This is a genomic window from Desulfonatronum parangueonense, assembly GCF_054656975.1.
In genome coordinates this window covers 3,126,434-3,148,985 of the sequence record NZ_BAAHXH010000003.1, presented here as the reverse complement: position 1 = coordinate 3,148,985, position 22,552 = coordinate 3,126,434, and the positions used below count along the sequence as shown (strand labels likewise).

18 protein-coding genes and 1 tRNA gene are annotated in these 22,552 nt (G+C 45.3%); 10 read left to right on the top strand and 9 right to left on the bottom strand.

The annotated features are described in order from the left end of the window. The first annotated feature begins 90 nt into the window (after positions 1-90). The 5 genes from ACYQ15_RS14255 (at position 91) to mobV (ending at position 4,510) form a co-directional block, all read left to right on the top strand. Positions 91-167: transfer RNA gene (locus ACYQ15_RS14255), tRNA-Met, on the top strand. Positions 168-740: 573 nt separating this feature from the next. Next, positions 741-1,361, top strand: a complete 621-nt coding sequence (locus ACYQ15_RS14250) for a hypothetical protein (protein WP_459938174.1) — start codon at positions 741-743, stop codon at positions 1,359-1,361. 11 nt (positions 1,362-1,372) lie between these two features. Beyond that, positions 1,373-1,612 (top strand): hypothetical protein, encoded by a 240-nt coding sequence (locus ACYQ15_RS14245; protein WP_459938173.1) that lies wholly within the window; start codon positions 1,373-1,375, stop codon positions 1,610-1,612. Between the two features lie 32 nt (positions 1,613-1,644). Next, positions 1,645-2,496 (top strand): hypothetical protein, encoded by an 852-nt coding sequence (locus ACYQ15_RS14240; RefSeq protein ID WP_459938172.1) that lies wholly within the window; start codon positions 1,645-1,647, stop codon positions 2,494-2,496. Positions 2,497-3,526: 1,030 nt separating this feature from the next. Then, positions 3,527-4,510 carry a MobV family relaxase gene (gene mobV / locus ACYQ15_RS14235; protein ID WP_459938171.1) on the top strand — a complete coding sequence of 328 codons (984 nt, stop codon included), beginning with the start codon at positions 3,527-3,529 and terminating at the stop codon, positions 4,508-4,510. A 764-nt stretch (positions 4,511-5,274) separates the two neighbouring features. Here the strand turns inward: mobV and ACYQ15_RS14230 are convergent. Both ACYQ15_RS14230 and ACYQ15_RS14225 read right to left on the bottom strand, forming a co-directional pair. After that, a complete protein-coding gene (locus ACYQ15_RS14230; protein WP_459938170.1) occupies positions 5,275-6,672 on the bottom strand; it encodes a winged helix-turn-helix domain-containing protein in 1,398 nt (465 codons plus the stop codon). Between the two features lie 96 nt (positions 6,673-6,768). Next, complete coding sequence (locus ACYQ15_RS14225; protein WP_459938169.1) at positions 6,769-6,975, bottom strand: helix-turn-helix transcriptional regulator; 207 nt, start codon at positions 6,973-6,975, stop codon at positions 6,769-6,771. Positions 6,976-7,529: 554 nt separating this feature from the next. On the opposite strand from ACYQ15_RS14225, the gene ACYQ15_RS14220 reads away from it, so the two are divergent. The 4 genes from ACYQ15_RS14220 to ACYQ15_RS14205 all read left to right on the top strand — a co-directional run bounded on the left by ACYQ15_RS14220 (position 7,530) and on the right by ACYQ15_RS14205 (position 12,997). Then, positions 7,530-8,216 carry a metallophosphoesterase family protein gene (locus ACYQ15_RS14220; RefSeq protein ID WP_459938168.1) on the top strand — a complete coding sequence of 229 codons (687 nt, stop codon included), beginning with the start codon at positions 7,530-7,532 and terminating at the stop codon, positions 8,214-8,216. 264 nt (positions 8,217-8,480) lie between these two features. Beyond that, complete coding sequence (locus ACYQ15_RS14215) at positions 8,481-9,788, top strand: DNA cytosine methyltransferase (RefSeq protein WP_459938167.1); 1,308 nt, start codon at positions 8,481-8,483, stop codon at positions 9,786-9,788. Positions 9,789-9,791: 3 nt separating this feature from the next. Continuing rightward, complete coding sequence (locus ACYQ15_RS14210) at positions 9,792-11,633, top strand: AAA family ATPase (RefSeq protein ID WP_459938166.1); 1,842 nt, start codon at positions 9,792-9,794, stop codon at positions 11,631-11,633. A gap of 11 nt (positions 11,634-11,644) precedes the next feature. Further along, positions 11,645-12,997 carry an LlaJI family restriction endonuclease gene (locus ACYQ15_RS14205; RefSeq protein ID WP_459938165.1) on the top strand — a complete coding sequence of 451 codons (1,353 nt, stop codon included), beginning with the start codon at positions 11,645-11,647 and terminating at the stop codon, positions 12,995-12,997. 363 nt (positions 12,998-13,360) lie between these two features. On the opposite strand, the gene ACYQ15_RS14200 is transcribed toward ACYQ15_RS14205, so the two are convergent. From ACYQ15_RS14200 to ACYQ15_RS14175, 6 genes are all read right to left on the bottom strand, one after another. After that, positions 13,361-14,617 (bottom strand): tyrosine-type recombinase/integrase, encoded by a 1,257-nt coding sequence (locus ACYQ15_RS14200; RefSeq protein WP_459938164.1) that lies wholly within the window; start codon positions 14,615-14,617, stop codon positions 13,361-13,363. 537 nt (positions 14,618-15,154) lie between these two features. After that, the gene (locus ACYQ15_RS14195) at positions 15,155-15,811 is read right to left on the bottom strand and encodes a VOC family protein (protein ID WP_459938163.1); all 657 of its coding nucleotides are present in this window, start codon (positions 15,809-15,811) and stop codon (positions 15,155-15,157) included. A 206-nt stretch (positions 15,812-16,017) separates the two neighbouring features. Further along, positions 16,018-17,064: a TRAP transporter substrate-binding protein gene (locus ACYQ15_RS14190; RefSeq protein ID WP_459938162.1), complete on the bottom strand. Its 1,047-nt coding sequence runs from the start codon at positions 17,062-17,064 to the stop codon at positions 16,018-16,020. Between the two features lie 177 nt (positions 17,065-17,241). Next, positions 17,242-18,555, bottom strand: coding sequence for a TRAP transporter large permease (locus ACYQ15_RS14185; protein WP_459938161.1), 1,314 nt, complete (start codon positions 18,553-18,555; stop codon positions 17,242-17,244). Between the two features lie 20 nt (positions 18,556-18,575). After that, positions 18,576-19,064, bottom strand: a complete 489-nt coding sequence (locus ACYQ15_RS14180; protein ID WP_459938160.1) for a TRAP transporter small permease subunit — start codon at positions 19,062-19,064, stop codon at positions 18,576-18,578. Between the two features lie 650 nt (positions 19,065-19,714). Further along, a complete protein-coding gene (locus tag ACYQ15_RS14175; protein WP_459938159.1) occupies positions 19,715-19,861 on the bottom strand; it encodes a hypothetical protein in 147 nt (48 codons plus the stop codon). 66 nt (positions 19,862-19,927) lie between these two features. Here ACYQ15_RS14175 and ACYQ15_RS14170 point away from each other — a divergent pair, with 66 nt between their 5' ends. After that, the gene (locus ACYQ15_RS14170) at positions 19,928-20,974 is read left to right on the top strand and encodes a lipid II:glycine glycyltransferase FemX (protein ID WP_459938158.1); all 1,047 of its coding nucleotides are present in this window, start codon (positions 19,928-19,930) and stop codon (positions 20,972-20,974) included. Positions 20,975-21,188: 214 nt separating this feature from the next. On the opposite strand, the gene ACYQ15_RS14165 is transcribed toward ACYQ15_RS14170, so the two are convergent. Continuing rightward, positions 21,189-22,517, bottom strand: coding sequence for a hemolysin family protein (locus ACYQ15_RS14165; protein ID WP_459938157.1), 1,329 nt, complete (start codon positions 22,515-22,517; stop codon positions 21,189-21,191). Positions 22,518-22,552: the final 35 nt, after the last annotated feature.

The following is a 22,552-nucleotide window of genomic DNA, read 5'->3' as shown; positions in this document are numbered from 1 at the left end:
GGTGAAGGACCAAAAAACGGATGCGCTGTAGAGCTGCAAAAAAAAACATTGACATGGCTGCGCCAAAACAGTAAATATAATTTTCTTTGACGCGGGGTGGAGCAGTATGGCAGCTCGTCGGGCTCATAACCCGAAGGCCGGAGGTTCAAATCCTCCCCCCGCTACCAGAAATTTCAAGGGATTACGATGAAAATCGTAATCCCTTTTTTCTTGATCAAATTCCAGCCCAACTCTAAACCCAACAATTTTTGAGAAATCTCTCCTTTATGAATTCCTTCGGGGGGACGTCGTATGTCGTGCCTTCATGATTCATAACCGGACACTGGTTCTCCTTTCCCCTTGATAATGGCACGAGCACCAAAGCCCTTCATGCAGGCCCACTCAGGGTGGCTAGTCATGCCATGACGGGCTCAGCCTCTCTTGCCCTATAAATCGTGGGCGACGGCTGACTGGAGCCCCAGCGGAAGCACAGAACAGATATTGATGAGCATCCAGACTGTTATGTCAATTCCATATCAGCCGTCGAGGGTCCTGTTTTTGAAAATTTCTCTGTGGTGAGTAGTTACTGATGAGAACAGTTTGCTCCAAAATGATAACATAGTATTAATAAAATTCAGATTATGGCAAGGGGACTTGATGCCTGAGTTAATCTATGATAAAATTATAAATCTCAAATTTTACAGCTATTTGGCTGATTGTGGGCAACGGTTTGGGCAATCTTGATTATATAAGGATAGATTATGAAGATTGATGTCGATGGATTGTCAACAGTTGTTGTTGGAGCCTGGAACTCTCGAATATTTAATCCCAATTGGCTCACGGAACATTTAACTAAATCTGTTGAAATCACTGTAGAAATGCCTTTTGGAAATCCTACTCTCCCACCGAGGATGCGCTTTGATGGAATAAAGTTGATTGTTACCCATAACAAGCTTGTTACACAGCCTGATGATAGTTTAGATGAATCAATAAAAAAATCTCAGCAGATTGCAATGAAGAGTGTCCAGATCCTTGGACATACACCAATTACGGCTACTGGATTTAACTATCAATTTATTGAAGAAGATATTAACGATAAATTAGCTGGTTTTTTTAATCTAAATGACATTGATGATTTATCAGATAATCAAGCTTTAATTATTGCTACTGAGATAAAAAGGGGATTTCTATTCAACGATAAAGAAATTTATTTAACATTTCAAAATGATTCTTCAGGTAAGATAATAATTCATGTTAATGTGCATAAAGATGTGAAGGGATCTCATGAAGCACTAGAATTTTTATCAAGCCATGACCCAATAATATTAAAAGATGAAATTTTATCTCTATTAGATAATGTTTACAATCTTAAACTAGAGTAAAGGAAAAGATAATGGAACCAAAAGATTCTACTTCTATTAACGATTTAAAAGCAGCTGGTTATCGATCGATAAAGAATTGCACTCAATCTTCTATCAATATTAAATCCAAAGAAGATGAATATTTTGAAAAATATTTATCTTTTGATTACATTCCTACAAGAAAAGATTCTTTATATCACACCGTCACATACAACAAAAAAGTTGCTAATTTGCGTGAACAACATAAACGTTTGCTAAAAATCCTTAAATAATGAGCCTCCACTTTACTTACTGCGAACTTGATGTGAATCGTCTTCAACAAGGCGATGTTTTACATAGAACTTCAAGGCTCGAGGATCTTCTGTCAGAATATTTCCCATATTATGTGTCTCACGTTGAGAACAAATTCTTTATAGTTTTGACACAGAGTTGTGATTTAGCCATACGTGAGAACGGTCAGTGTGCAGCGCATTATATTTCAATTTCACCAGTAAGGCCACTTAAAGCCGTGATAGAGCGAGAAACTTTCAAATTAAGGTATGATAATAATGAATTAAAATTTAATTTTGCTGACCAATCTAGAATGAATAAGTTACGTGATTTTATGGAACGACTTATTAACAACAATGAGCCAGATTATTTTTTTTTATATAGGCAGCAGGATAAAGGTCTCGATAATGATTATTGTGCTTTTTTAAAATTATCCATTGCTTTCAAAGTTGACCATTACAAAACCTTACTTGATGCAAAGATTTTACAGCTAGAAGATTCTTTTCAGCATAAGATTGGATATAACATTGGGAATTCATATTCACGGGTCGGAACAAAGGACTGGTTATCGGATAAAGTTAAAGATAGGCATGAATTTTCAAGTATTATTTCAGCTATGCTCAAAAACGTAGATGGATATTGGCTTGAAAAAAGTGTTTATAACGATGTAAAAAAACAATTAAAAAATAGATCGAATGAGGATTTGTCTTTTGAAGATTTTGTAAATATTGTTGAAGATGTAAAAAAGAAGAATAAATCAAATAAAGAGAGAGCAATAGACATAATATCATCCGTATTGTCTTCACGTAGCATACCTGATGATGAAGTTAATAAGATAAAAACTGCTTTGAAAAATCGTCCTGAGTTAATGTCTCTAATAAAATGAATTAAGATGTTTTGCTTTATTTTTCGATGATTTTACGGTTCTCCTGTTTGATAAATTGGGCAAACATCCCAAATACATAATTTTAAGCCCTTCTTGCTCATCCGCAAGACGGCAGTCATCATCACGCTAATTTCATATGTGTTCTCTTCTAACGAAAAAAACTAATTAAACGATTTATAACATGCTGCTTATTTTCCAATTTATAAGGTACTTATAACTATTTTTAAATAAGCAGCTGTACCTCCTATACAGCAAAATCTCGCCTTCAGCACAATTTTGTTTTTTTGAACGATTCCCGGCGAATTAAGCACGAACCTGAAGTAAACCCCCTTTACGTAATTAAGACCGGCAACATGCGCGGTCCCAAAAGCCCGCTGCAAGCGCTCACGACATCGGAACGATGTGTAGTGAGTACTTTTGCTTGCAAAACTCCCGCGAACGATACAATGAGAGTCATTAGTAATACATCATAAATCAGTCCAGATATCCAAACAGAAAGGTTACGAATTCATGAATCAGCCAAGCATTCTTTCGAGGTATCGACACACTCATCACTGACAATTCCAAAGCTGAAAAATATACTTGGTCGCTTCCCTGGCCACAGGGGAAGTGATCGTGGCCTTTAATCATAAACTCCCAGGCTTAAGATGGTTGGGCCTGATCCTCACAAATTTTACGCACAAACGAAATTAACACCTTCTTCCAATTCCCTGCTTCCTTGGAGCGGTCAAGACCAGCATTGATCAATCTCCCTCTTAATACATACGCCTAACATCTCGACGGCATTTTCCTCGAATGTCACCTTTGTTCGGAGCTGTAATATATAATCGATGGCTCTAAGCTACTCTGAGGGATTCACATGGTTCGGCTCTCCTTAATTCGAGCCTGGCGCTACTATTAAGCAATCACATGAACATGCTGATGGTTAATCACGATCAGATAAAGCCACAGGCAGAGCGTAGATGATATGATATTCAACATGTACTGATTAATCGCTTGCAAAAATTTTCTAAAGTGTTATAATGTATGTATGAAAAAAACATACGCCATTTTACGAATAAAGAAACTGAAACGTGGAGAAGTTGTTAAATCCGCAAGGCATGCATTCCGCGAGATTGAAACGCCGAATGCCGACCCTGACTTACGTCAAGATAACGCAGTCTACGGGGAGAGGACTGCAAAAAAGGTTGACGAGGCAGTTAAAAAGCGGATTGATGAATTGAACCGAAAATCCAAAATACGCAAAGATGCTGTTTATTGTATCGAATTTTTGGTAACATATTCTCCGGGAGCTTTGGAACCCAAGGAAGCACAACAGTATTTTATGGACGCTTTACGCTGGATCGGGAATAAATTTGGAAAGGAAAACGTAGTTTCTGCCGTTATCCATCATGACGAAAAAACACCACATCTTTGCGTATTTCTGACGCCAATTTTTAACAGCAGGTTGAATGCCAGAGATAGGTTTGGCGGGCCAGCTAAAATGTCCAAAATGCAGGATGATTTCGCCGCTCAGGTTGGGGGGAAACACGGGCTTATACGTGGTAAAAAGAAGTCAAAGGCGAAGCACGCAAAAGTGAAACAATTTTATGGGCTTTTAAACAAAGAACTTGCTGATATTCCAAAGCCACAGATCGGGATGGTCATCACCCGGTTCAAGGCACAGCAGCATATTGATGAGGCCCACGAAATGGCCCAGGCAGCCATTGCAAAGAATTTGGCTTTGCGCCTTGAAAGCGAACGCATGCAACAGCAGCTTGCCAGAATTAACGAGTTGGAACGGGAGAAAGAAGTTCTGGCTGCAAAACTAGAAAAAATACAGGAAGTGTTTGCAAAGGCCAATGTTAATCAAGAAAATTTGTGTGTTTGGCTAAATTACGCTCAAGAAATCGTGGCCAAACATGAAAAAGATATCGATCGTAATTGGTCCGAATTATTACGCCGAAATGAGGATATGATGTATGATAACGAGGACCCGAAATTACACAGACATAGCCCTCATCTTCAACACTAACAAATATATCTTTTAATTTATTTCACAAGATTTTCAATTGGGGAATTGGCTATCAGTCCCATGTGCGACTGAATACTGATTTGGGATTTATTATTCATTTTTTAGTTTTTTTTAAAAAATTATTAAAAAGATTAACAGAAAAGCAACATAATACTTATATGGACAAGAAGGTATCATAATAAATATATTATTTTAAATTAAATTAACATTTTGCCGTAATTTTTTTGAAACTTTTTAATATTGTATTTATATTAAAATGTATGTTCAACAAATCTTTGTACAAACAATTTACATTTTATTGAGGATAAGAAGTTTTAAATTGAAGAAAATGAATTACTTCAAACATGTTCAGAACGCCTATGGTGTTTAGAGGATGGATTGAACACAGATAGCGCGAGTTTCCTTGCAAGTATCATACTAAATAAGTTTAATAATCGTTGATTTCCTGATGTTAAATTGAATGCAATACATACTATTTTAAGATTTCAAAATCGCGAGCTTGCTCTAGCTTTAATTATGTTTCCTGACGAACCGCAGGTGATTTTTGGTATTGATTGTTGGAAATTTATAGATCAAATAGCAGACATATATGTGAAAACGGAAGATGTTTTGTAACTACCGGAGCAGGCTGGTGTATTAGTTACATGATCAGAACATAAAGTTGCTTTCAATATGTAATTATTTATAGTCTGAATGGTTAACATTAATAAAAATAAGCCCTACGCACCCTGAGATGGATGCGTAAGGCTTGGGGCACAGGTACCTTATTTCTTATTCATCAATGAAAGCGAATAGATATTTCTGTTTCTCCCTTCAGTGGTTTCGGTTGAACAAATCAACAAGCCTTTCTGAGTAAGTTCTGATAAAGCTTTTTGCAATTGCGCAGATTTCAGATTGTTTTTAAAAATTTGTTTGCTGATTTCTGTAGTCGTTAGCGGCTTTGATTTTAACCCCTCAAGTATGCGCATTTGGACAGGGTCTGCCACATTATTGCCAAAAATATACATGGCTGTATCTTCGCAATATTGCCAGAAAGCAACCGCCGCCATAAGATGAGGCAAATCAATATTTATCGAACCGTCTAGCAGTGCATATGCCATTGAAATTCGGATAACTTGAGCTTCAGCCCGGCTGGTCACTGCTCCAGCTAATCCATACCCATCATTGCTTAGTTGCGGATATATTCCAACCCAGAATTCAGTAGCCCTGGCAGACATTTGCATACGACCAACTGTTCGAGCATGCTCAACAAGCTGCCTCAAATCACTCCGAGCAGCTTCAACCTCATTTTCTGGCATCGGACAAGGCATTGGAACCAGTTTTTGACGTCGAGCAAACACCCATAGAAATCGGTTAGAATAACCTGTGAATCCCTCAATTTCTGGGAGAGTACTTTTCAACTCTTCTACAGTAATATGTGTACACAGACATATATGTGCGTTTGTTGTTGTGGTTCGATCACGTTTGATCAGTGGCGAAAAATTTCCATGATCCCAAAAAGAGCGTAGAGCCATAGACAGTGTATTTCCCTCCCGTTTGGTACATCTGATCCCTGCCCCCATCTCCTCATCCAATACAAAAAGTCGCTTGTCCTTAATGCCTGGATCTACTGTAATCCATGAACCACCCCCTTTATTGTCTGATTTCCAAGCCTTAACTTCATCGCGCACCGCATAAGCCAAACCTTCTCCGGTTGATAAGGGGCCACCGGTGCAATTAATGACTGAGTCTTCAAATAGCGACTTTAAGCAACTTCCGGATGTTCCTTTTCGCGCTTTAGAGGTTGATCCGACGATTGCTACAAAGAACCGTACGAAGTGCGTGGCATCGCCAACTTTAAAATGAGGGTTCGCTCCGATTTCTGCAGCGAACCTAGTCAAGATAGTCGCAAGCACAGCTGCTGGGTCTGCCTCGCTGCTGCGAGTTGCAAGCTCAACAATTTGTTTCAGTATACCACCGGCTGGCAGAGCCAGCGGTGAAAGCAAAGGTGGGCTGGTAATCTCCAAAGATTGAGCCTCGAGAGGACGGCTGACATCTTTTGAAGAGTGTGGCAAATTGACATTATGTTTAGATAAAAGTATATTATTAGTGTTTTTGTCATGATTCTTTTCAAAAAGCCCGGAGTTAGCCGCTCCGGGCTTTTCATTTGTAACATTCTTCATAATTTTTCCTGTTTGTGTTATAAATGAATAGGTTACGCCTCTCACATTCAACTACCTTTCTCATGATTTTGTTTTTGAAACTATCACAATTTTATATTATGATGTAACTCTGCTTCTTTTTTTAAAATCTTCGAGAGCCGCAATCTCGTAACGCACTGCCGCACAACGCCCATCTCCAAATTTTAGATAATCAGGTCCGCTTCCTTTCCATCGCCAAGATTGAAGTGTCTTAGCACTTAATCCTAAAAATTTCGCTGCATCTTTTTCATTTAAGACTTTTTGTGTGACTTGTTCATTGCTCATTCTATTCACCTTCTTCTGCAGTACAGTAAAATGCACTGGTTATAGATTAATAAAAAGTATATTATAATATTACGTATAAATTGGTTGTTAAAAAAAAATATATTGAAAATTATAATGTACATTAAAAATTTAGTTGACAAATATATGCAAATGGATTATTATTACCATTAATATTCCCATAAAAAAATTGATGACAAATTACAATAATTCGAAGTCAGATTGAGTATTTTATAATAATGGACAGTCATGTCAATACATTTTTAAATTTTTTTTACCTATAATTGTTTTCTCATCTCAATACATTATTGTTTGTTGTGAATGAAATATTTAATCCGTAAAAAGTATAATTAAATCAGATGTTTATATACACATATGTGTTTATGCTTTCGATTTGGAGTAAATAGCAATTACTTTTTGCTGGTAATGAAAAACAAATTACCAATGTGTCGCTTAAGAGGCTAACTGATCGCTCTTCGCTATCGCAGAGTGTGTTAAGCGATAAACAAACGGCTATAATTTGTTAGGTAAAACTTTGATTTTCAGGGAGTTGATTCATGCCAACACTTGTTTTCGGAGATTTACATGGTGATTTCAGTCAAATTCTGGCTCACGGTCTTTATGCAAGTGACATTATATTACTTGGTGATCTAGAACCGCCACAAGATTTACGATATATCCTAGGGTCGATGGCTGACAAAACATGGTATATATTAGGCAATCATGATGTATACAAAGCTGAATACATTCAGAGATTGGACTCTATGCGAGAGCGCTGTCTCCACAGGAATGTAGTTATAATTGGTGGGTTGCGTGTGGCTGGAATAAATGGTGTGTTCAACAAAGAAATACTTGATATTTCTGAATTTGACAGGTTTGAAGAGGTGAGAGATCTTCACCCATCCATACTAACCAGAACGGATTGGTCGCATAAGAACCAGTCCGGCAATGATCATCTTGCTGAAATTTTTATGGAAGATCTGGAATATTTAGCAAACATGAAGGCAGATGTACTTGTCCTACATGAAGCCCCTGAATCGCATCCCAACGGCTTCCATATACTCGGCGATCTGGCCAGATGTATGGGAGCACGGTTAATAATACATGGGCATCATCACGAACGTTACGAAAGATATATCGAAGGAGGAGTCAAAGTTCTTGGCCTGGGCTTGCCGGGCCAGATTAATTCGAGGACACAATTGGATGAAGGGCTTGAATGGATGGAAGATGTTTTTCCTTGCTAGGCAACGCCAAAGGACTTAATGCCAGACGACTGCAGCTTGATCGTAGCATAAGATAATATTATTTATATCAATTTTATTCAATTAATGAAAAATAATATTATGATTCTTTATTTTGAATAAAATCTTGATGGCTTTTACATTTTTTCGTAGAGGTCAGTAAATTGTTGCTTGTCGGGAGTCAGGGTAGTCCCTGATGAAAAAGAATTGTCATCACAACATGATCATTACACCATTATCATTCTCATCATCAAATATTAAAGAATCATGATAACCAAGAAAGAATTACCCGCCTCCTTCATTCCTTTTGTTGACCTCTTTTGCGGGGCTGGAGGGCTGTCGGTAGGATTTGAGAAGGCTGGATTTAAACCTATTTTTGCCTTAGACAATGATCCTGCGGCGATAGAGACGTTCAGGTTTAACCACCCAGACTGTAGAACTGTTTGCTCTGACATTGAGCAAATTCAGGCGTCGGATATATTTGAAGCGGCTGGAACAAGAAATATTCCGGTTATCGTTGGTGGACCAAACTGCCAAGGTGTAAGCCTTCGTGGGAAACGGGACCCCAATGACCCCAAAAATAAGATGTTCCACCACTTTCACCGTCTTATTGCAGAAGTCCAGCCTGAATGGTTCGTAATGGAGAATGTGCCTGGATTGCTCCATAAACATAATCGTGATCTAATATCAGATATTTTCAGGGCATTCGAAAAGATCGGGTATCGCTGTGGTGCTGATATCCTACTGGCCGCAGATTATGGAGTTCCTCAACTACGATACCGACTTTTTCTCATTGGCAACCGTCATGGAGCGCCTATTGTTTTTCCAAGCCCGACGCATTCTTATCCGTTTGAGCAGTTAGACCTTCAGGATACGATTTTTTCAAAATTTGAACGCGAGAAACCTAGTTGGCGAACTGTAGCGGATGCAATTGCAGACCTTCCACCGATTGAAAATGGCGGAGGGACGTCAGAATTGGCTGGATATTTCAAAGGCAGACGTGCAGAGAATGATTTTGTAAAGTGGTGCCGCGGAAAGGAACGTGATTTGAAGAATCACGTTTGTCACCGCACAAATGATTATAATATTAACCTTATACAATATATTCCGCAGGGAAAAAACTGGAAAAGCATCCCGGAGGAGATCCGGCCTCCGCGATTCAAGCGTGTTGCGTTAAAGGACCACACAACGACATACGGTCGTTTGAGTTGGAAAATGCCTGCAAGAACAATCACCTGTTACTTTAATAATATTACATGCGGTGCGTTTACACACCCTGAGCAACAAAGAGGTATTAGTGTGAGAGAGGGTGCGCGTCTTCAAAGCTTTCCAGATAATTTCAAATTTTTTGGCCCACTTGCCCGCCAGTACCGGCAAGTTGGCAATGCGGTCCCTTGTTTACTGGCGTCACACATCGCAAGGACTCTTGCCTATCAAATTAACTGTGAGGTAGAGCAAAGTGAAAAACATTTGCAAGCCACAGTGGAGTTTTCTAAAAAAAATAATGAACTTGTTTTTAACCGTCCATTAAAGGGCATGCGTTTTAACCTCGATAAGCACCTTGTTACAAAATAACATATGGGCTTTCCTAGCATACAACAGGTTCTTGAGGCAGCGAATCATCTCACCTTTAAAGGTGATGGTTTTTTTATCCGCACTAATGGGCTTTGGCATGTTCTCATGTTTCTACGTCACAAGGCCTGTCATGGTGCAAGTAAAGAGTATACTTTTGAATCATACGACTTGGCACAAGCCGCGTTTGATTTGAATGGAGTGACCTTGCCGATTACGGAGGACGCCCGAAATGTATATTTTGAGCCAGGAGCGACACAAGGGAATGAATTTCGAAGACTGTTTCGCCACAGAGAGGGGCCGCGACAGACATACCTTAATAGAATTTATACAGGATTGGTTGGCTCTGGACCGCGACAACCAAAGCTCTTCGACGCATCAAAAAATGCTCTGCCGACAACTGTAAGCCTCGTAAGTAATTGGATTAATGCACTTCGTGCCATTCATGACAATAAACTTGTCCTGGATGTACAAGTCCAGAGTTTGATGACTTGGGTTTTCAGGTTTGGAATCCCAACTCTTAATGGCAATACAGCTCATATTGCGGAACATCTAGGGAACGGCCGGTTGACGGAGGCAAGTGATGTAGCGCTATCGCCCATCCCGACAAATCGGGACGATTTCCGAGTTGAGCTGTCTAAGTATTTAGGGTTAACAGATCAGGAATTAATTTTGCTTTTTCCTAATTTAATTGAAGTAAACTCCGAAGTATGGATTGAACATTCAGTCATTCCCACCTCTGTCTTAGGTTCTGAGCTTTTGACTTATCTTGACGCACCTCTTTCAGGTAAAAACGCTGATGCTGACAACTTTAATCATAGCGCAACCAGTAACGAAGTTGTGGGATGTAACCGCATATTTTTCGGACCGCCAGGGACTGGGAAAAGCACAGAAATTAAAAAGAATGTCAGATCTTCCCTAATGTTTCGTACTCAATTTCATCCTGAATATAGTAATGCTGACTTTATCGGGAGTTATCGCCCGGTGGTTGGTTCTGAATCCGACTCTACCAATCAAGTCGTCGGTCACGATGGCGTCATCATTTCGAGACCAGTTAACTATTTTGCTTTTGTTCCTGGTCCGCTTACGCTAGCGTTAGAGTCCGCCTTTAGTACCGATGACCATGTTTTTTTGGTAATCGAGGAAATCAATCGTGGTGACTGCGCGGCCATTTTTGGAGATGTGTTTCAACTCCTTGACCGCGATGACGCGGGCTTCAGCGAATTTGGCATCACGCCCAAAGCTGAGTTGGTCGCTTACTTCAAACAAAGATCCGTTAAATACAATATCGCTGAGGATGATAAACTGTATTTTCCATCGAATCTTTCTCTTCTTGCTACGATGAACACTAGTGATCAATCTCTCTTTCCGATGGACTCTGCTTTCAAACGTCGATGGCAGTGGGTAGCTTGTCCTATAGATTTCAATCAACTGCTTACATACACGGATGGTGTCCGTCCATTTCTCGATGATGGAAAGACCAAGTGGGACTGGATAAAAATTGTAAAGAGGATAAATAAAAATATCGTCCGTGACAGAATGGAGGATAAACAACTTGGGCCTTGGTTCATTAAACCGGCGAGGGACGGCTTGGTGTCATGGGATGCATTCTTGAACAAGTGTCTCTTTTACCTCTGGCACGATGTTTTCAAAGATGAACAGTTGTCCGACCTTTCACCGTTTAATTCTGACGGACCGGAAGTCTTCGGTGAAGTGCAAGCAAACATTCGAGAAAACGGTTTGCAAGCTGGATTCAAACCGGAACTTTTAATCATCCTTGAACCAGCATCAGGGTTTTCAACCACCAAAGTTGAACAGGCATCAAGCCTACTTCAGGCGCAGAATTAATTCAGAATGTCATGAGTATCCCTAACCGACTTGAGTTTGTGGTAGCCGGTGACTCTCGCGAAGACATCGAGAAAAAATGCAGCAAATCGACATGGCGGAGTCTTGCCGATAATGGATTCGTTGAACGTACTTCGGTGAGTTGCGTTGGTTTTCACCGCGAAATTGAAACAAACTCACTCCTTATCGTTCTCCCGAAGGCCTTCAGTTCACCAGATGCGCGAGCACGCCTTGAAGAACCAGCATACAAACGGGAGCAGATTTACCGGTTAATACGGATTTTCAAGAAGGTCAGGCGAGAAACCAAATTTTCGTTGGGTTATAGCAAGACCAACCTTCTTTTGGACCGGGAGCTTCGCGCTACAGACCCAGTGCTCGATTCTTTCGAAGCGGCACTCAGACTCAGAGGGGATTATCGTGACAACGGCTTGTATATTCGTAAATCTTTTCGGCAAGCGTTAAACAAAACAAATCTTCCCGTTAACTGGGCTCGCACCCTCCGCTCCTCCACAACGGCATTGAGCGGGCGAGAGATATTCTTCGACAACACAGTCCATCATGCAAGGAAGCGGGATATGGCGCATCCTTTGTGCCTGCTCCACATTGCTTGCTTAAAGGAAATCTTCGCACTTACTGGTGAGCATAATAACTTAGAAGGGGCAAAATCGCTTGATGCAAACGTTTTTCGCGAGGTTAAGGCCAAGCCGCGTAGTTATCTCCGTGATCTGAGAGCTTCAACTTATGATGAACGTGGCCGTTTTTTAATCAACGCGATTAGTTCATTTTTGTGCGAGTCCAGCCTTTTTGGCGCAAAGCATCAAATTCGGGAGGAGCTTCTTTCTTACACAAGGGATTTCGAGGACATTTGGGAACAAGTGCTTCGCGACCTTCTAGCACCTGGTTTGAGCAAGCGCACACTACCGCATGGACAATGGTATGGATGGCCCAACACACCCGCTAAAAAAGGCATGCAGCCAGAGTTCGATATCCGCTTTAAGAGCGGAAATTTTAATGTCCTTGTTGATGCCAAAGATTATCGGTTTCTAAATGGGGCCAAGTGGCAGGGGAAGAACACCGACCACTACAAGCAGATCATTTACCGTCAATTGCTCACTGAGCCGAAAGACACGCAGGTCATCAACATCATAGCTTTTCCAAACATAGGGCAGAAGTCTCTGTTTGCAATTTGGGGTTGTCACCATTGGGAAGATATTCAGGGCTCATGTGTCTTTGAGGTGACTGTGGATTATGACCTTGCGATCAAGCGATGGCTTCGTGAAATATCCTTAGACGTGAAGAATGAGATTATACAAATGTTAAGCGCGATACGGAAGTTTAGCGCACAGTTGATGTTGAGCAACAAATGATTCAGCAAAAGATGAACAAGGTGCTGCACCTTGGCCGAAATGGGCTAAGTAATTGGTGCACTACTTAAGTAAATTAAATCTTTGTATCATCTTGACAACTCCTTTTGAATTTTTTGGTTTGAAAAAACGGATAAATTATCTAATCCATTATTTCTTCAAGTAGGTCAGGCAAAACAGAAAAAATATGAAATATGGAAGATAGCGAGTTCTAAAATGGCTTCCTTAAAGGCTGCCAGATGGACTGGCTTGTTCAAGAAAATGGAATCACAACGAACGGACCTAGTTCGTTTAATACGTTTAATCAGTAAAACGCAATCTTTTGCAGCATCCGCACCGGTATATAATCATCGCCTATCCTGCTTATCACCCTGCAAAGCGCCTGGCCTCGTCCAAGCTGGTCACTTTGCTTAGCTCCTCTGAGGTCTGAGCATTGGTCAGAATATCATCCATAACACTTGAGGCATTGCTCAGCCTTTCGCACCTTACTTTCGCATATCGCAGTGTCATCTGGGGACTTTTATGGGTCAAAAGTTTTTGTAATGTGGCAAGGTCAACCTTGCCAGAGCTAATCAAAGCGCAAGCGAAGGTATGACGCAATCCATGCAATGGTCGGAACCCCTCGGGCAGTTGGGCCGCTTTCCTAATATTCTGTACTTGCCTTTTCAAGCATGAAACATGGTTCAGGGGATTTCTACCAGGGAATACCCATGGAGAATAAACTTGACAACCATCTTCCACGATTTGAACCCTCTGGATACTCTCGAATATTGCACGCGCTGTGCTGTTCAGAGGAATTGTTTCAGTTTTACCACCTTTTGGGCCTGTGATCCGAATGTGCTGCTTGTCAAAGTTGATATCATCCCAACGTAACTTGAAAAGTTCTGACTTTCTCATGCCTGTTGCCAATGCTAAGCGCATGACGTCCGAGCCTTGCCGGTCAGTATCCGGGGCATTTTGGACAACATCAAGAAATTGTCGCAACTGGTCGGGGGTCAAGTCTTCAGTGGTTTCATTGTCAATCTTGCCGATCTCGGTCTTAACATCGATTTTGAATTTCGCGCTATATGGAGGATCAATCCGACCCATGTCTACTGCATAATTGATTATTCTTTTGAGCAAAACTAAAACATGTTTCCGAGTCTGTGGGAAGAGTCCCTTGTTACGCATTGACATATTGATCCTCTGAATGTCCAAGGTCAAAAGCTCATTAGGCATCTTGTCTGCCAAGAAGGGGGCAAGGTGAAGATTCCAACGCCCCACTTCGCTGTTTAGGGATTTCCGGTCAGACTTTGCTGTGTAAAATTCTTCCCACAATCGAGCCATAGTGGGTCGATTCTTTTCCGCCTCACTGGCAATCCGGATCGCTTCCTCTTCAGCAATTCGCTTCTCCCGCTCCTGTTTTGGAGCGAGGGTCTTCCCTTCGATTAACTTGCCACGTTCAATACTGGCCTGCTTAGGGTTCATCCCGTCACGATATTGGCGACCAACGCGAGCCTCGATTTGCTTTCCTGATTTATCCCTGTAGCTGACGATAAAGCTTTTCTCTGTGCCAGGGCCGCCAAGCCTGGGCACCTCGACATAATAAACGCCAGCATACTGTGTTTTGTGTCGCTTGCTCATAGTGCCTCCCCCCTTGATAAAATCCCAACATTCGCTGTTGGTATAAGTAACAAACTGATTTTTCTTGATCTTAATTCTATTTCAACCCAACACTGAGCCCAACATTTTGAGCAAAAATATAGAGTGAAGTATAGTCAGAGAAAGAACATTAGTCAAGTATTTATTTAATAAAATCGAGCTATTATAGAAATATTCATCATGTTTTAGTATATAATAGTAAATGGCGGTAAAGCTATAACCATGGCCTCATAACCCGAAGGCCGGAGGTTCAAATCCTCCCCCCGCTACCAGAAATTTCAAGGGCTTAAAGCTAAAATGCTTTAAGCCCTTTTTCTTTTGCTACCCTATTGCTACCCACTTGTCCGATATAATTACTGTAGCGGTAATGGACCAGGACAGTCGCGGAGAAAAGCCTTGCGGCAGTTCTCCACCCTTTGGGCATTGGGCAACGTTTTTCGGTTGGTCAATGTTACCTGTGGCTACTGGAGTTGAGGCTCGGATTCTGAGATCGTCAACAGAACTCCGCAAGATGGCGAATTACTTCTCCCACGGGAAAGGGGAGAGGGTACGTGTACCTTGTGGCGTGCCCAAGACGGCGCGCAGGTGCGGAGCCTCGCCCAAGGAGGGAGTGCAAACCTTTAACGGCCCTCTAATATTCAAGGAAGCCAACAGTTGGGTGATCCGGTTCGGGTCCGGATGGACCAGTTGCAACTCGATCAAGGAAAGACCCTGGTCTCTGAGATTCTCTGTCGGGTGGACGCCTTGGGGCCACTCAATGAGCGCCGGAGCGACCCCGTCAATTGGAGCCCGACCGGTTGCCGGGATGGTGATCAGCCACTGCAGTCCGCCGCGATGCATGGTTTCAATGGCGCCTAGATCCTCGGTACTGGAAGCGACCACGGAACGAATATCCTCGGTGCGGGCGATCCATGCAGAAAGTTCCGGGGAAGAGTCGGATTGAAGCTTGTCGAGGCCGAACCAGCGTGGCCTACCGGGCTGTGGTGCTTTTGGGTCTGGGGCAATGACTTCTAGATAAAGGGTTGCATCAAGGCGGAGCAACAGGTTGTGCGTCCCCATCCGAGGATGCTTCCCGCCCGGCTCCAAAGTCACGCCCAGAGATTCCTGGATGAATTCAGCCCCGATCTCCAAGGAGGGGGCCGTCACCGCGATGTGATCAATGCTGCAAGCTGCCATGCCGTGACCTCCAGTGAGAAACGGATCATCAAGGGTAGGGTAAACTGGGTGAAATCGCTGGGAACATCTCGCCATGTCGCTGGGGCGAAAGGCGTTTCATCCAAGGCAAAAATCTTGCTTGCGCTTGTCCGGAGACGCGTCCAACACCAGAAAGGCCGCCCCCATGAGGACGGCCCTTTTTTCAAGAAGCAGGTCCAGGGCCTGAGTTATTCCTCGTAGCCCAGTTCCTTGGCCTCGGCCTTGTATCCCAGATCCCAGAGGGCCGTGCGGTAAATCTCCAAAAACTCTTTTCCTCCGGCGCTCTTCTGGGCCTCTTCGTACACCAGCTTGTGCCCGACGCTGCGGGCCTGGGCCTCCTCTTCAGGACTCCACCGGACCACGGTGATGTTCGGCAGGGCTTTCCACTTCTCGCGGGCCATGATTTCATGGTTGTAGACCATGGCTGAGAGGTAGCGGATGCGATCCCGGGCAGCCAGGACGATTTCCTGATATTCCGGAGAAAGGGCGTTCCAGCTGGCCGGGTTGACCACCAGCGGAAAGTATTCGCAGGTTCCGTTCTGGAAGGCAGGATCCTTCACGTAGGAGACCACTTCATGGAATCCCATGCGCATATTCTCGTCCCAGAAGGTCCATTCAGCGGCTTCGATGCTGCGGGTCTGCAACGCCGTGTAAATCTCGGGAGCGGACAGTGAAACCGGGGTTGCGCCCAGCGCCCTGTAAAACTGGCCGCCCATGCCCGACGCTCGGATGCGCAGCCCCTGCAGTTTGTCGATGGAGTCGATGGGTACCACGGACATCAGCTGTTCGTAGATCGGGCTGACCATGGCGTGCCCGAGATAGGTGATCCTGTGCTTGGCATACAGTTTTTCAAACCATGGCTCGAGTTTTTCCACCAGATAGGCCCCCTCGGCGTAGGTGCTCAGCGGCGAGCCCGGCTGGGTCGTAAAATTGAAGAGCGGGTCTTTGCCGGTCCAGTAGGCGCTGTAAACCATGGCCGCGTTCACCACACCGTTGGCCAGGTTGTCAAAGGTTTCAAAGACAGGGAATAAGACACCCGCCGGGAATGTTTCGATGGTAAATTGCCCATTCGAAAGGGTCTTCACCGTCTCGCTGAAGACCTCGGCAATGCGCTGCTGTTCTGTCCCAGGCATGGCGTGGGTCACCAGCCTCCATCGCACCTGTTGTGCATAGGCCGCATGGGACAAGATCGCCAGAAAAACGATTGTCATACAAATCGTAAAAATCTTTTTCATGCTACACTCCCCTCTTTGATAGTGAACTGTTGATGTGTATGGGCCGATCAAGCCCTAATGTCACGCAGTCTCTGGATCTTTACTCGGTTGCTGTGTGTGCATACTGTGGTTTGTTGAATCCCTCCTTGTCGGAAATATCTCATAATTTTCCCGCAAAACAAATGTATGGCCAAACTGCTACCCAAACAGGTACCTGGGCAGCCACATGACGATTCCGGGGAAAAGAAAGATCAAGGTGATGCATACCGCTTGCAGGAGCAGAAAGGGGATACTCGCTTTGTAGATCTCGACGATGTCAGTGTCGGCAGGCGTGCATCCCTTCAAATAGAACAGGCTGAACCCAAACGGCGGGGAAAGATAGGCGCTTTGCAACAGTACGTTGAAGGCGAGGCCGACCCAAAGCGGATCAAAGCCCAGGTTGGCGAGAATGGGAGCGATAATCGGAACGGCCAGAAAAATAACGGCGCCCGGTTCGAGAAACATTCCCAGGAAGAAAACAAAAACAGCGGCCACGAGGAAGACCATGTTTGCCCCGCCGGGCATGTTCATGGCGAGGTTGGATACCAAGGTATTGCCGCCCAAGCCGGCGAAGACTGAGCCGAAGGCGCTGGCGCCAATCATCATCCATCCGACCATGGCCGTTACGCTCAGGGTTTGTTGACAGCTGGAGTAGACGATGTTCCAGGTTAGACGCCTGTTGAGCACGCCAATCAGCAGTGCGCCGGCCGCCCCGTAAGCGGCGGCTTCCGTGGGACTGGCCACACCGTTCAGAATGGAGCCGAGGACGATGACGATCAAGAGTATCGGAAACAAGACGCTTTTCGTGGAAACGACCTTTTCCTTCCAGCTAGCTCGCTCTTCCGGCGGAAGGGAGGGGGCGAACGTCGGGTCCAGGAGCCCGCGCACAACCACGTAGACGATGTAGAGCGAGGCCAGGAGTATTCCCGCGGAGATGCCTCCGGCGAATAATCCGCCGATGGACACCCCGGTTACTGCGCCGTAGAGAACCATGTTCGTGCTGGGTGGAATAAGTTGTCCCAGCGTACCGCCGCCGAGAACCGAGCCCAAAGCTATACGGCGGTTGTAGCCGTGCTTGAGCATTTGCGGAAGACCGATCAGTGCAAGGCCGATAACGCCTGCAGCCACCACTCCGGAAACCGCCCCGAGGACCGCCCCCACGAGAATCGTGGCGATGGCCAGTCCGCCGCGCAGTGCTCCAGACCACTTGTAGAAGGTATCGTAGAGGTCTTCCACGATATTTGTTTTCTGGAGGACGTAGGCCATGAAAATGAACAGCGGGACGGCGATGATCACAAAATTGTTCATGGTTCCCCAGGTTGCCGAAACCAGGATGTTCAAGGCGCCAGGTCCCCAAAGGAAGTAGGAGAAGACGATGGCTATGGTCGCCAGGGAGAAGGAGATGGGAACACCCAAAGCCAGGAGGGGGATGAGGCAGAGAAACATCAAAAGTGGGTACAGTTCACGGTCCATAGTTGATCACTTCCTGGTTCTCACTTTGGGCATTGGGTTTCCGCGGACTGTCTCGGCTTGTTCAGGATCAGGGCCAGCATGTCCTTGAAGGCCTGCCAGGAGATGAGCGCGCAGGCAATGGGGATGACCCACCTGAACCACCATATTTGGGGGTTGAACGGAGTCTGGTGGGTGGAGCGCTCCAGCATCATGGTTGAACGCCAAGCATTGGGAATGCTGACATAAATGAGCACCAAGGCCACGAAAAGCACGACTCCTTCAGAAAATATGCCCTGAATCCGCCGCCACTTCGGGGGAAGGTAGTGGTTGAGGACGTCCACAGCCACGTGCCGTTTGTCCATATGGCAATAGGCTGCCCCGAGCATGAAGAAGGAACCGAACAGGAAGAGGGACATTTCGAATGTCCAAATAGGCGGGTCTTTGAAAAAATACGACCGAAGCGAACTGTAGACGATGATCGCGATGAGAGGCAGCAGGAGAAGGGAAATCAATCCGCCAAGACGCCGCATGCATGGTCCTCCTCAATGGGTAAGTGTTCTGTCACCATGTTTGGCGAAGATATGGATAAAACATTCAAATTCCTTTGTCATGTTCCGAATATGAGGGTCAAGGCTGTAACTGCTCAAAAAGGTCGGGCGATGAGGTTTGCCGTGCAAGGGGTATTTCCGGGATGGAGTTTCGATTCAGCTACTGGGGCCACGTTTCAGCCGGAACTTTGTCCTGGGTGCGTTACACCGCTGCCGCACTGGGGTGCGGCGCTCCCTGGATTCAACCCACTGATTGCCACAAGATTTTGAGCAGTTACTCAAGGCTCAAGCGATGATCTTCAGCATCGTCGCTTCTCCTTTTTCTGTCTCTCTTTCTTGCCATCTTTGTGTTGTCCTTGGCCTATTCTTTTTTCCCTTTCGTGTCGCCCATGAGATGACTCATTTTTGGTTCATTCAGGTTATGCGCGTGAAAAACGCTTCAGCATACTGCCACTCTCACTCAACTCGTCCCCAAACTTCTTCGACAACCGCAACACGGCCACATTGCCCTCCGGAAATAGGCAACCATGCCGGATGTCCGGAAGCGCGCACACGGAAAAATGGGTCCACTTTAATTGAATATGGATCGTGATGGCGTGTTCCTAAATTCCGTTGTTTTCGTACCCAGCGCCTCAAGGATCATCACCTCCCTCAAACCCAGGTCCATCATCAACAATATCATTTTTAAAAAACATAATTCCAGCAAGCTTGCTTTGTTTGAATTGCAGGTATAAGGTTGCATGAATTTTTCTCGACAAAATACTTGTACTTTTGTGCATGATGGGCTCCGGTTTTGCCGGAGCCCATTTTTTTGTTTTTAGAAAGACTCAAAGAAGGAGTTCATTATGATTCAACTTTCTTCGAAAAGTACCTGCGAGCTGTATCCAACAAACATTCTTTATCAAAGCCGGTATTGGGCACAGGTCAAAAAAACAAGTGGATTGCAGACCTTGGCCTACGAAATCGTTTCGTCAAAAAACTGGGGCGATGTTTTGGTGCTTATCCAGCGAAACAAGGACAACGATCTGTACGCCTGCATTCCCCAAGGTCCGGAGTTTGCTCCGAGAGTTGATGAATACGGGCCGTTTCTCGAGGACTTTTCCGAGTCTTTGATCGATAGCTTTGACCAAGACATTGCCTTTATCCGCTTTGACCTGCCTTGGGCGTCTCCGTATGCCGAGGAAATGCAGGAGAATGGTTGGAGTGCTTTTCCCGAAACCAGGCTTCAGGAATTGCGAATGAACATGGGCACACGGAATTGGAAGTTGAGGAAAGCGTCCATGGACATGTCCGTACCCAGTTCCCTGGTTGTGGAGATCAGTGGTTCAGAGCAAACGATCCTTTCGCGCATGAAACCCAAGACTCGGTATAATATCGGCTTGGCCCGACGCAAGGATGTCCTGGTCCAGAGAACGACCATGGAGCGACTTCCGGCTTTTTATGATCTCTACCGGCAAACCGCTTTGCGGAATGGTTTTTTCCTTCAGGAATATTCCAAATTCGCGGCCATGTTCCTCGTTCAAGCCCGCAATCCGATGAACTCGGAAGTTTCATTGCTGCTGGCGCACCATGGCAGTGATCTTCTGGCCGGAGCCATCGTCGCCATATCAGGGCGGACCGCGTATTATCTTTACGGTGCTTCAGCGGATATGAAACGCAACTTCATGGCTCCGTATCTCCTGCACTGGGAAGCGATGCTCTACGCGAAAGATCATGGATGCACGGCCTACGACATGGGAGGAGTATCGCCGGGTTCGGATCCGCGGCATCGGTTTCATGGACTGTACCGGTTCAAGACAGGCTTTGGAGGCAAGGTTGAGCTGAGAAGCGGCTCTTGGGACTATCCAGTTGACCAGAAGAAATACGAGGCGAACAAGCAGGGTGCAAGATGAAACAGCAGCCTTGTTGCCAAGATGAATGATTGCGTCGGATTATCGTGCTGTGGCAGGAGGATGGCCATAGCTCTCAGAGAATTGCCTGGGTTATTACAGAAATAGAGTTTTTTGAGTGGGAGATCTGAGCAAGGCGGCCTGACCCGTGAAACGCCTCTGTAAAACCCATTGGTTCGGTTTTTCGCTGCTACTTTGAGTCAACGCGATCATCGCCCTACGGAATGGTCTCTGGAGGCGGCTCGGACGGTTTGAGGCGAATGGCAAGAACTTGCGTAATATGAAAGTGTTCCACCGCGACGACTTCGAATCGGTAACCGGCATGCTCGACGGCGTCGGCGAGGCGGGGAATCTTGCGCAATTTCCACATCAGGAATCCGGCCAACGTTTCGAAATGTTCGTCTTCTTCGAAGCGTTCGATCTGAAGCACCGAACAGACTTCGTCCACCGGGGTAAGTCCATTGATGAGCCAAGAGTCCCCCTCGCGGCGGACGATCATGCGTTCTTCTACGGCCCAATTGCTTGCGGCCATGACGGTGTCCATCACGTCGCGGAGCGTGATCAGCCCCACCACCATAGAGTATTCGTTGATAATCAGGGCGAAATCCTGACCGGCCTCCTGAAACGCTTCCAGTGCTTCGAGCAGAGTCAGCGTATCGGGAAAAACCAACAGGTCCCGATGAATTGTCTCGGGCGTGAGGGCCATAGGTTCACCAGCCAGCAGACGGGAGAGCAGATCGTGTGTCTCGACGTAGCCCACAGGACGATCGAGCGACTTTTCGCACACAGGAAAACGGCGTCGTGGATGCTTGCGCATCAACTCCGACAGCCGCTCCGGCACGGCCTGCATGTCCAACCAAGCAATGTCGTCGCGACTCGTCATTGACGACGTGACCAGCCGTTGATCGAGAGCAAAGATTTTTGAAATCAACGTCTGCTCTTCAATGAGCACTTCGCCGGACTGCGCCGCGGCTTCGGTTATCGCGATGATTTCGTCCGCGGTTACGGCTTCCGTATGCTTGAGCTGGATCCCAAGACGTCGAATTATGCCTGAGGCGATGCCGTCAATGACCCAAGCGATCGGACTCATTACCCAGATCAGCAAGCGCATCGGCTTGGCAGTGTGCCTTGCAACGGTCTCGGGAACAGACAACGCAATGCGTTTTGGGATCAAGTCAGAGAACAGTACAAAGGCCAGCGTGACCAGAAAAAAAGCTGCTATTGAGGCCACAAGGCTGGTTTGAAGCTCAAAACCGCGGGGTAGACGCCATGGGTCGGCACCGCCCATCAGCGCCTGAAACCAAGGCGCCAAGACCGCCTCGGCAAGCATTCCGCCAAGCACCCCGAGAACGTTCACGCCGACAAGAATGACTGTGAAGAATCGACCTGGCTGCTCGCGCAGCTGCAATGCCAAACGTGCACGCCAGTCGCCCTCGCGAACGCGCATCTCCAAACGCATCCGCCGAGCCGCCGCAAAAGCTATCTCCGAAAACGACAAGAACGCCCCTGCCGTAACCAGTAAAGCCAGCCAGAACAGGCCGTCCATTTTGATCCCTCCTGGGTATAGGAAGAATGAGTGTA

Bases quoted from the DNA above. Each gene is read 5' to 3' on its own strand.
- ACYQ15_RS14185 (WP_459938161.1), bottom strand. From the start codon at position 18,555: ATGGACCGTGAACTGTACCCACTTTTGATGTTTCTCTGCCTCATCCCC.
- ACYQ15_RS14215 (WP_459938167.1), top strand. From the start codon at position 8,481: ATGATAACCAAGAAAGAATTACCCGCCTCCTTCATTCCTTTTGTTGAC.
- ACYQ15_RS14175 (WP_459938159.1), bottom strand. From the start codon at position 19,861: ATGCACAAAAGTACAAGTATTTTGTCGAGAAAAATTCATGCAACCTTA.
- ACYQ15_RS14165 (WP_459938157.1), bottom strand. From the start codon at position 22,517: ATGGACGGCCTGTTCTGGCTGGCTTTACTGGTTACGGCAGGGGCGTTC.
- mobV (WP_459938171.1), top strand. From the start codon at position 3,527: ATGAAAAAAACATACGCCATTTTACGAATAAAGAAACTGAAACGTGGA.
- ACYQ15_RS14195 (WP_459938163.1), bottom strand. From the start codon at position 15,811: ATGGCAGCTTGCAGCATTGATCACATCGCGGTGACGGCCCCCTCCTTG.
- ACYQ15_RS14180 (WP_459938160.1), bottom strand. From the start codon at position 19,064: ATGCGGCGTCTTGGCGGATTGATTTCCCTTCTCCTGCTGCCTCTCATC.
- ACYQ15_RS14210 (WP_459938166.1), top strand. From the start codon at position 9,792: ATGGGCTTTCCTAGCATACAACAGGTTCTTGAGGCAGCGAATCATCTC.
- ACYQ15_RS14245 (WP_459938173.1), top strand. From the start codon at position 1,373: ATGGAACCAAAAGATTCTACTTCTATTAACGATTTAAAAGCAGCTGGT.
- ACYQ15_RS14200 (WP_459938164.1), bottom strand. From the start codon at position 14,617: ATGAGCAAGCGACACAAAACACAGTATGCTGGCGTTTATTATGTCGAG.
- ACYQ15_RS14190 (WP_459938162.1), bottom strand. From the start codon at position 17,064: ATGAAAAAGATTTTTACGATTTGTATGACAATCGTTTTTCTGGCGATC.
- ACYQ15_RS14170 (WP_459938158.1), top strand. From the start codon at position 19,928: ATGATTCAACTTTCTTCGAAAAGTACCTGCGAGCTGTATCCAACAAAC.
- ACYQ15_RS14230 (WP_459938170.1), bottom strand. From the start codon at position 6,672: ATGAAGAATGTTACAAATGAAAAGCCCGGAGCGGCTAACTCCGGGCTT.
- ACYQ15_RS14220 (WP_459938168.1), top strand. From the start codon at position 7,530: ATGCCAACACTTGTTTTCGGAGATTTACATGGTGATTTCAGTCAAATT.
- ACYQ15_RS14205 (WP_459938165.1), top strand. From the start codon at position 11,645: ATGAGTATCCCTAACCGACTTGAGTTTGTGGTAGCCGGTGACTCTCGC.
- ACYQ15_RS14250 (WP_459938174.1), top strand. From the start codon at position 741: ATGAAGATTGATGTCGATGGATTGTCAACAGTTGTTGTTGGAGCCTGG.
- ACYQ15_RS14225 (WP_459938169.1), bottom strand. From the start codon at position 6,975: ATGAGCAATGAACAAGTCACACAAAAAGTCTTAAATGAAAAAGATGCA.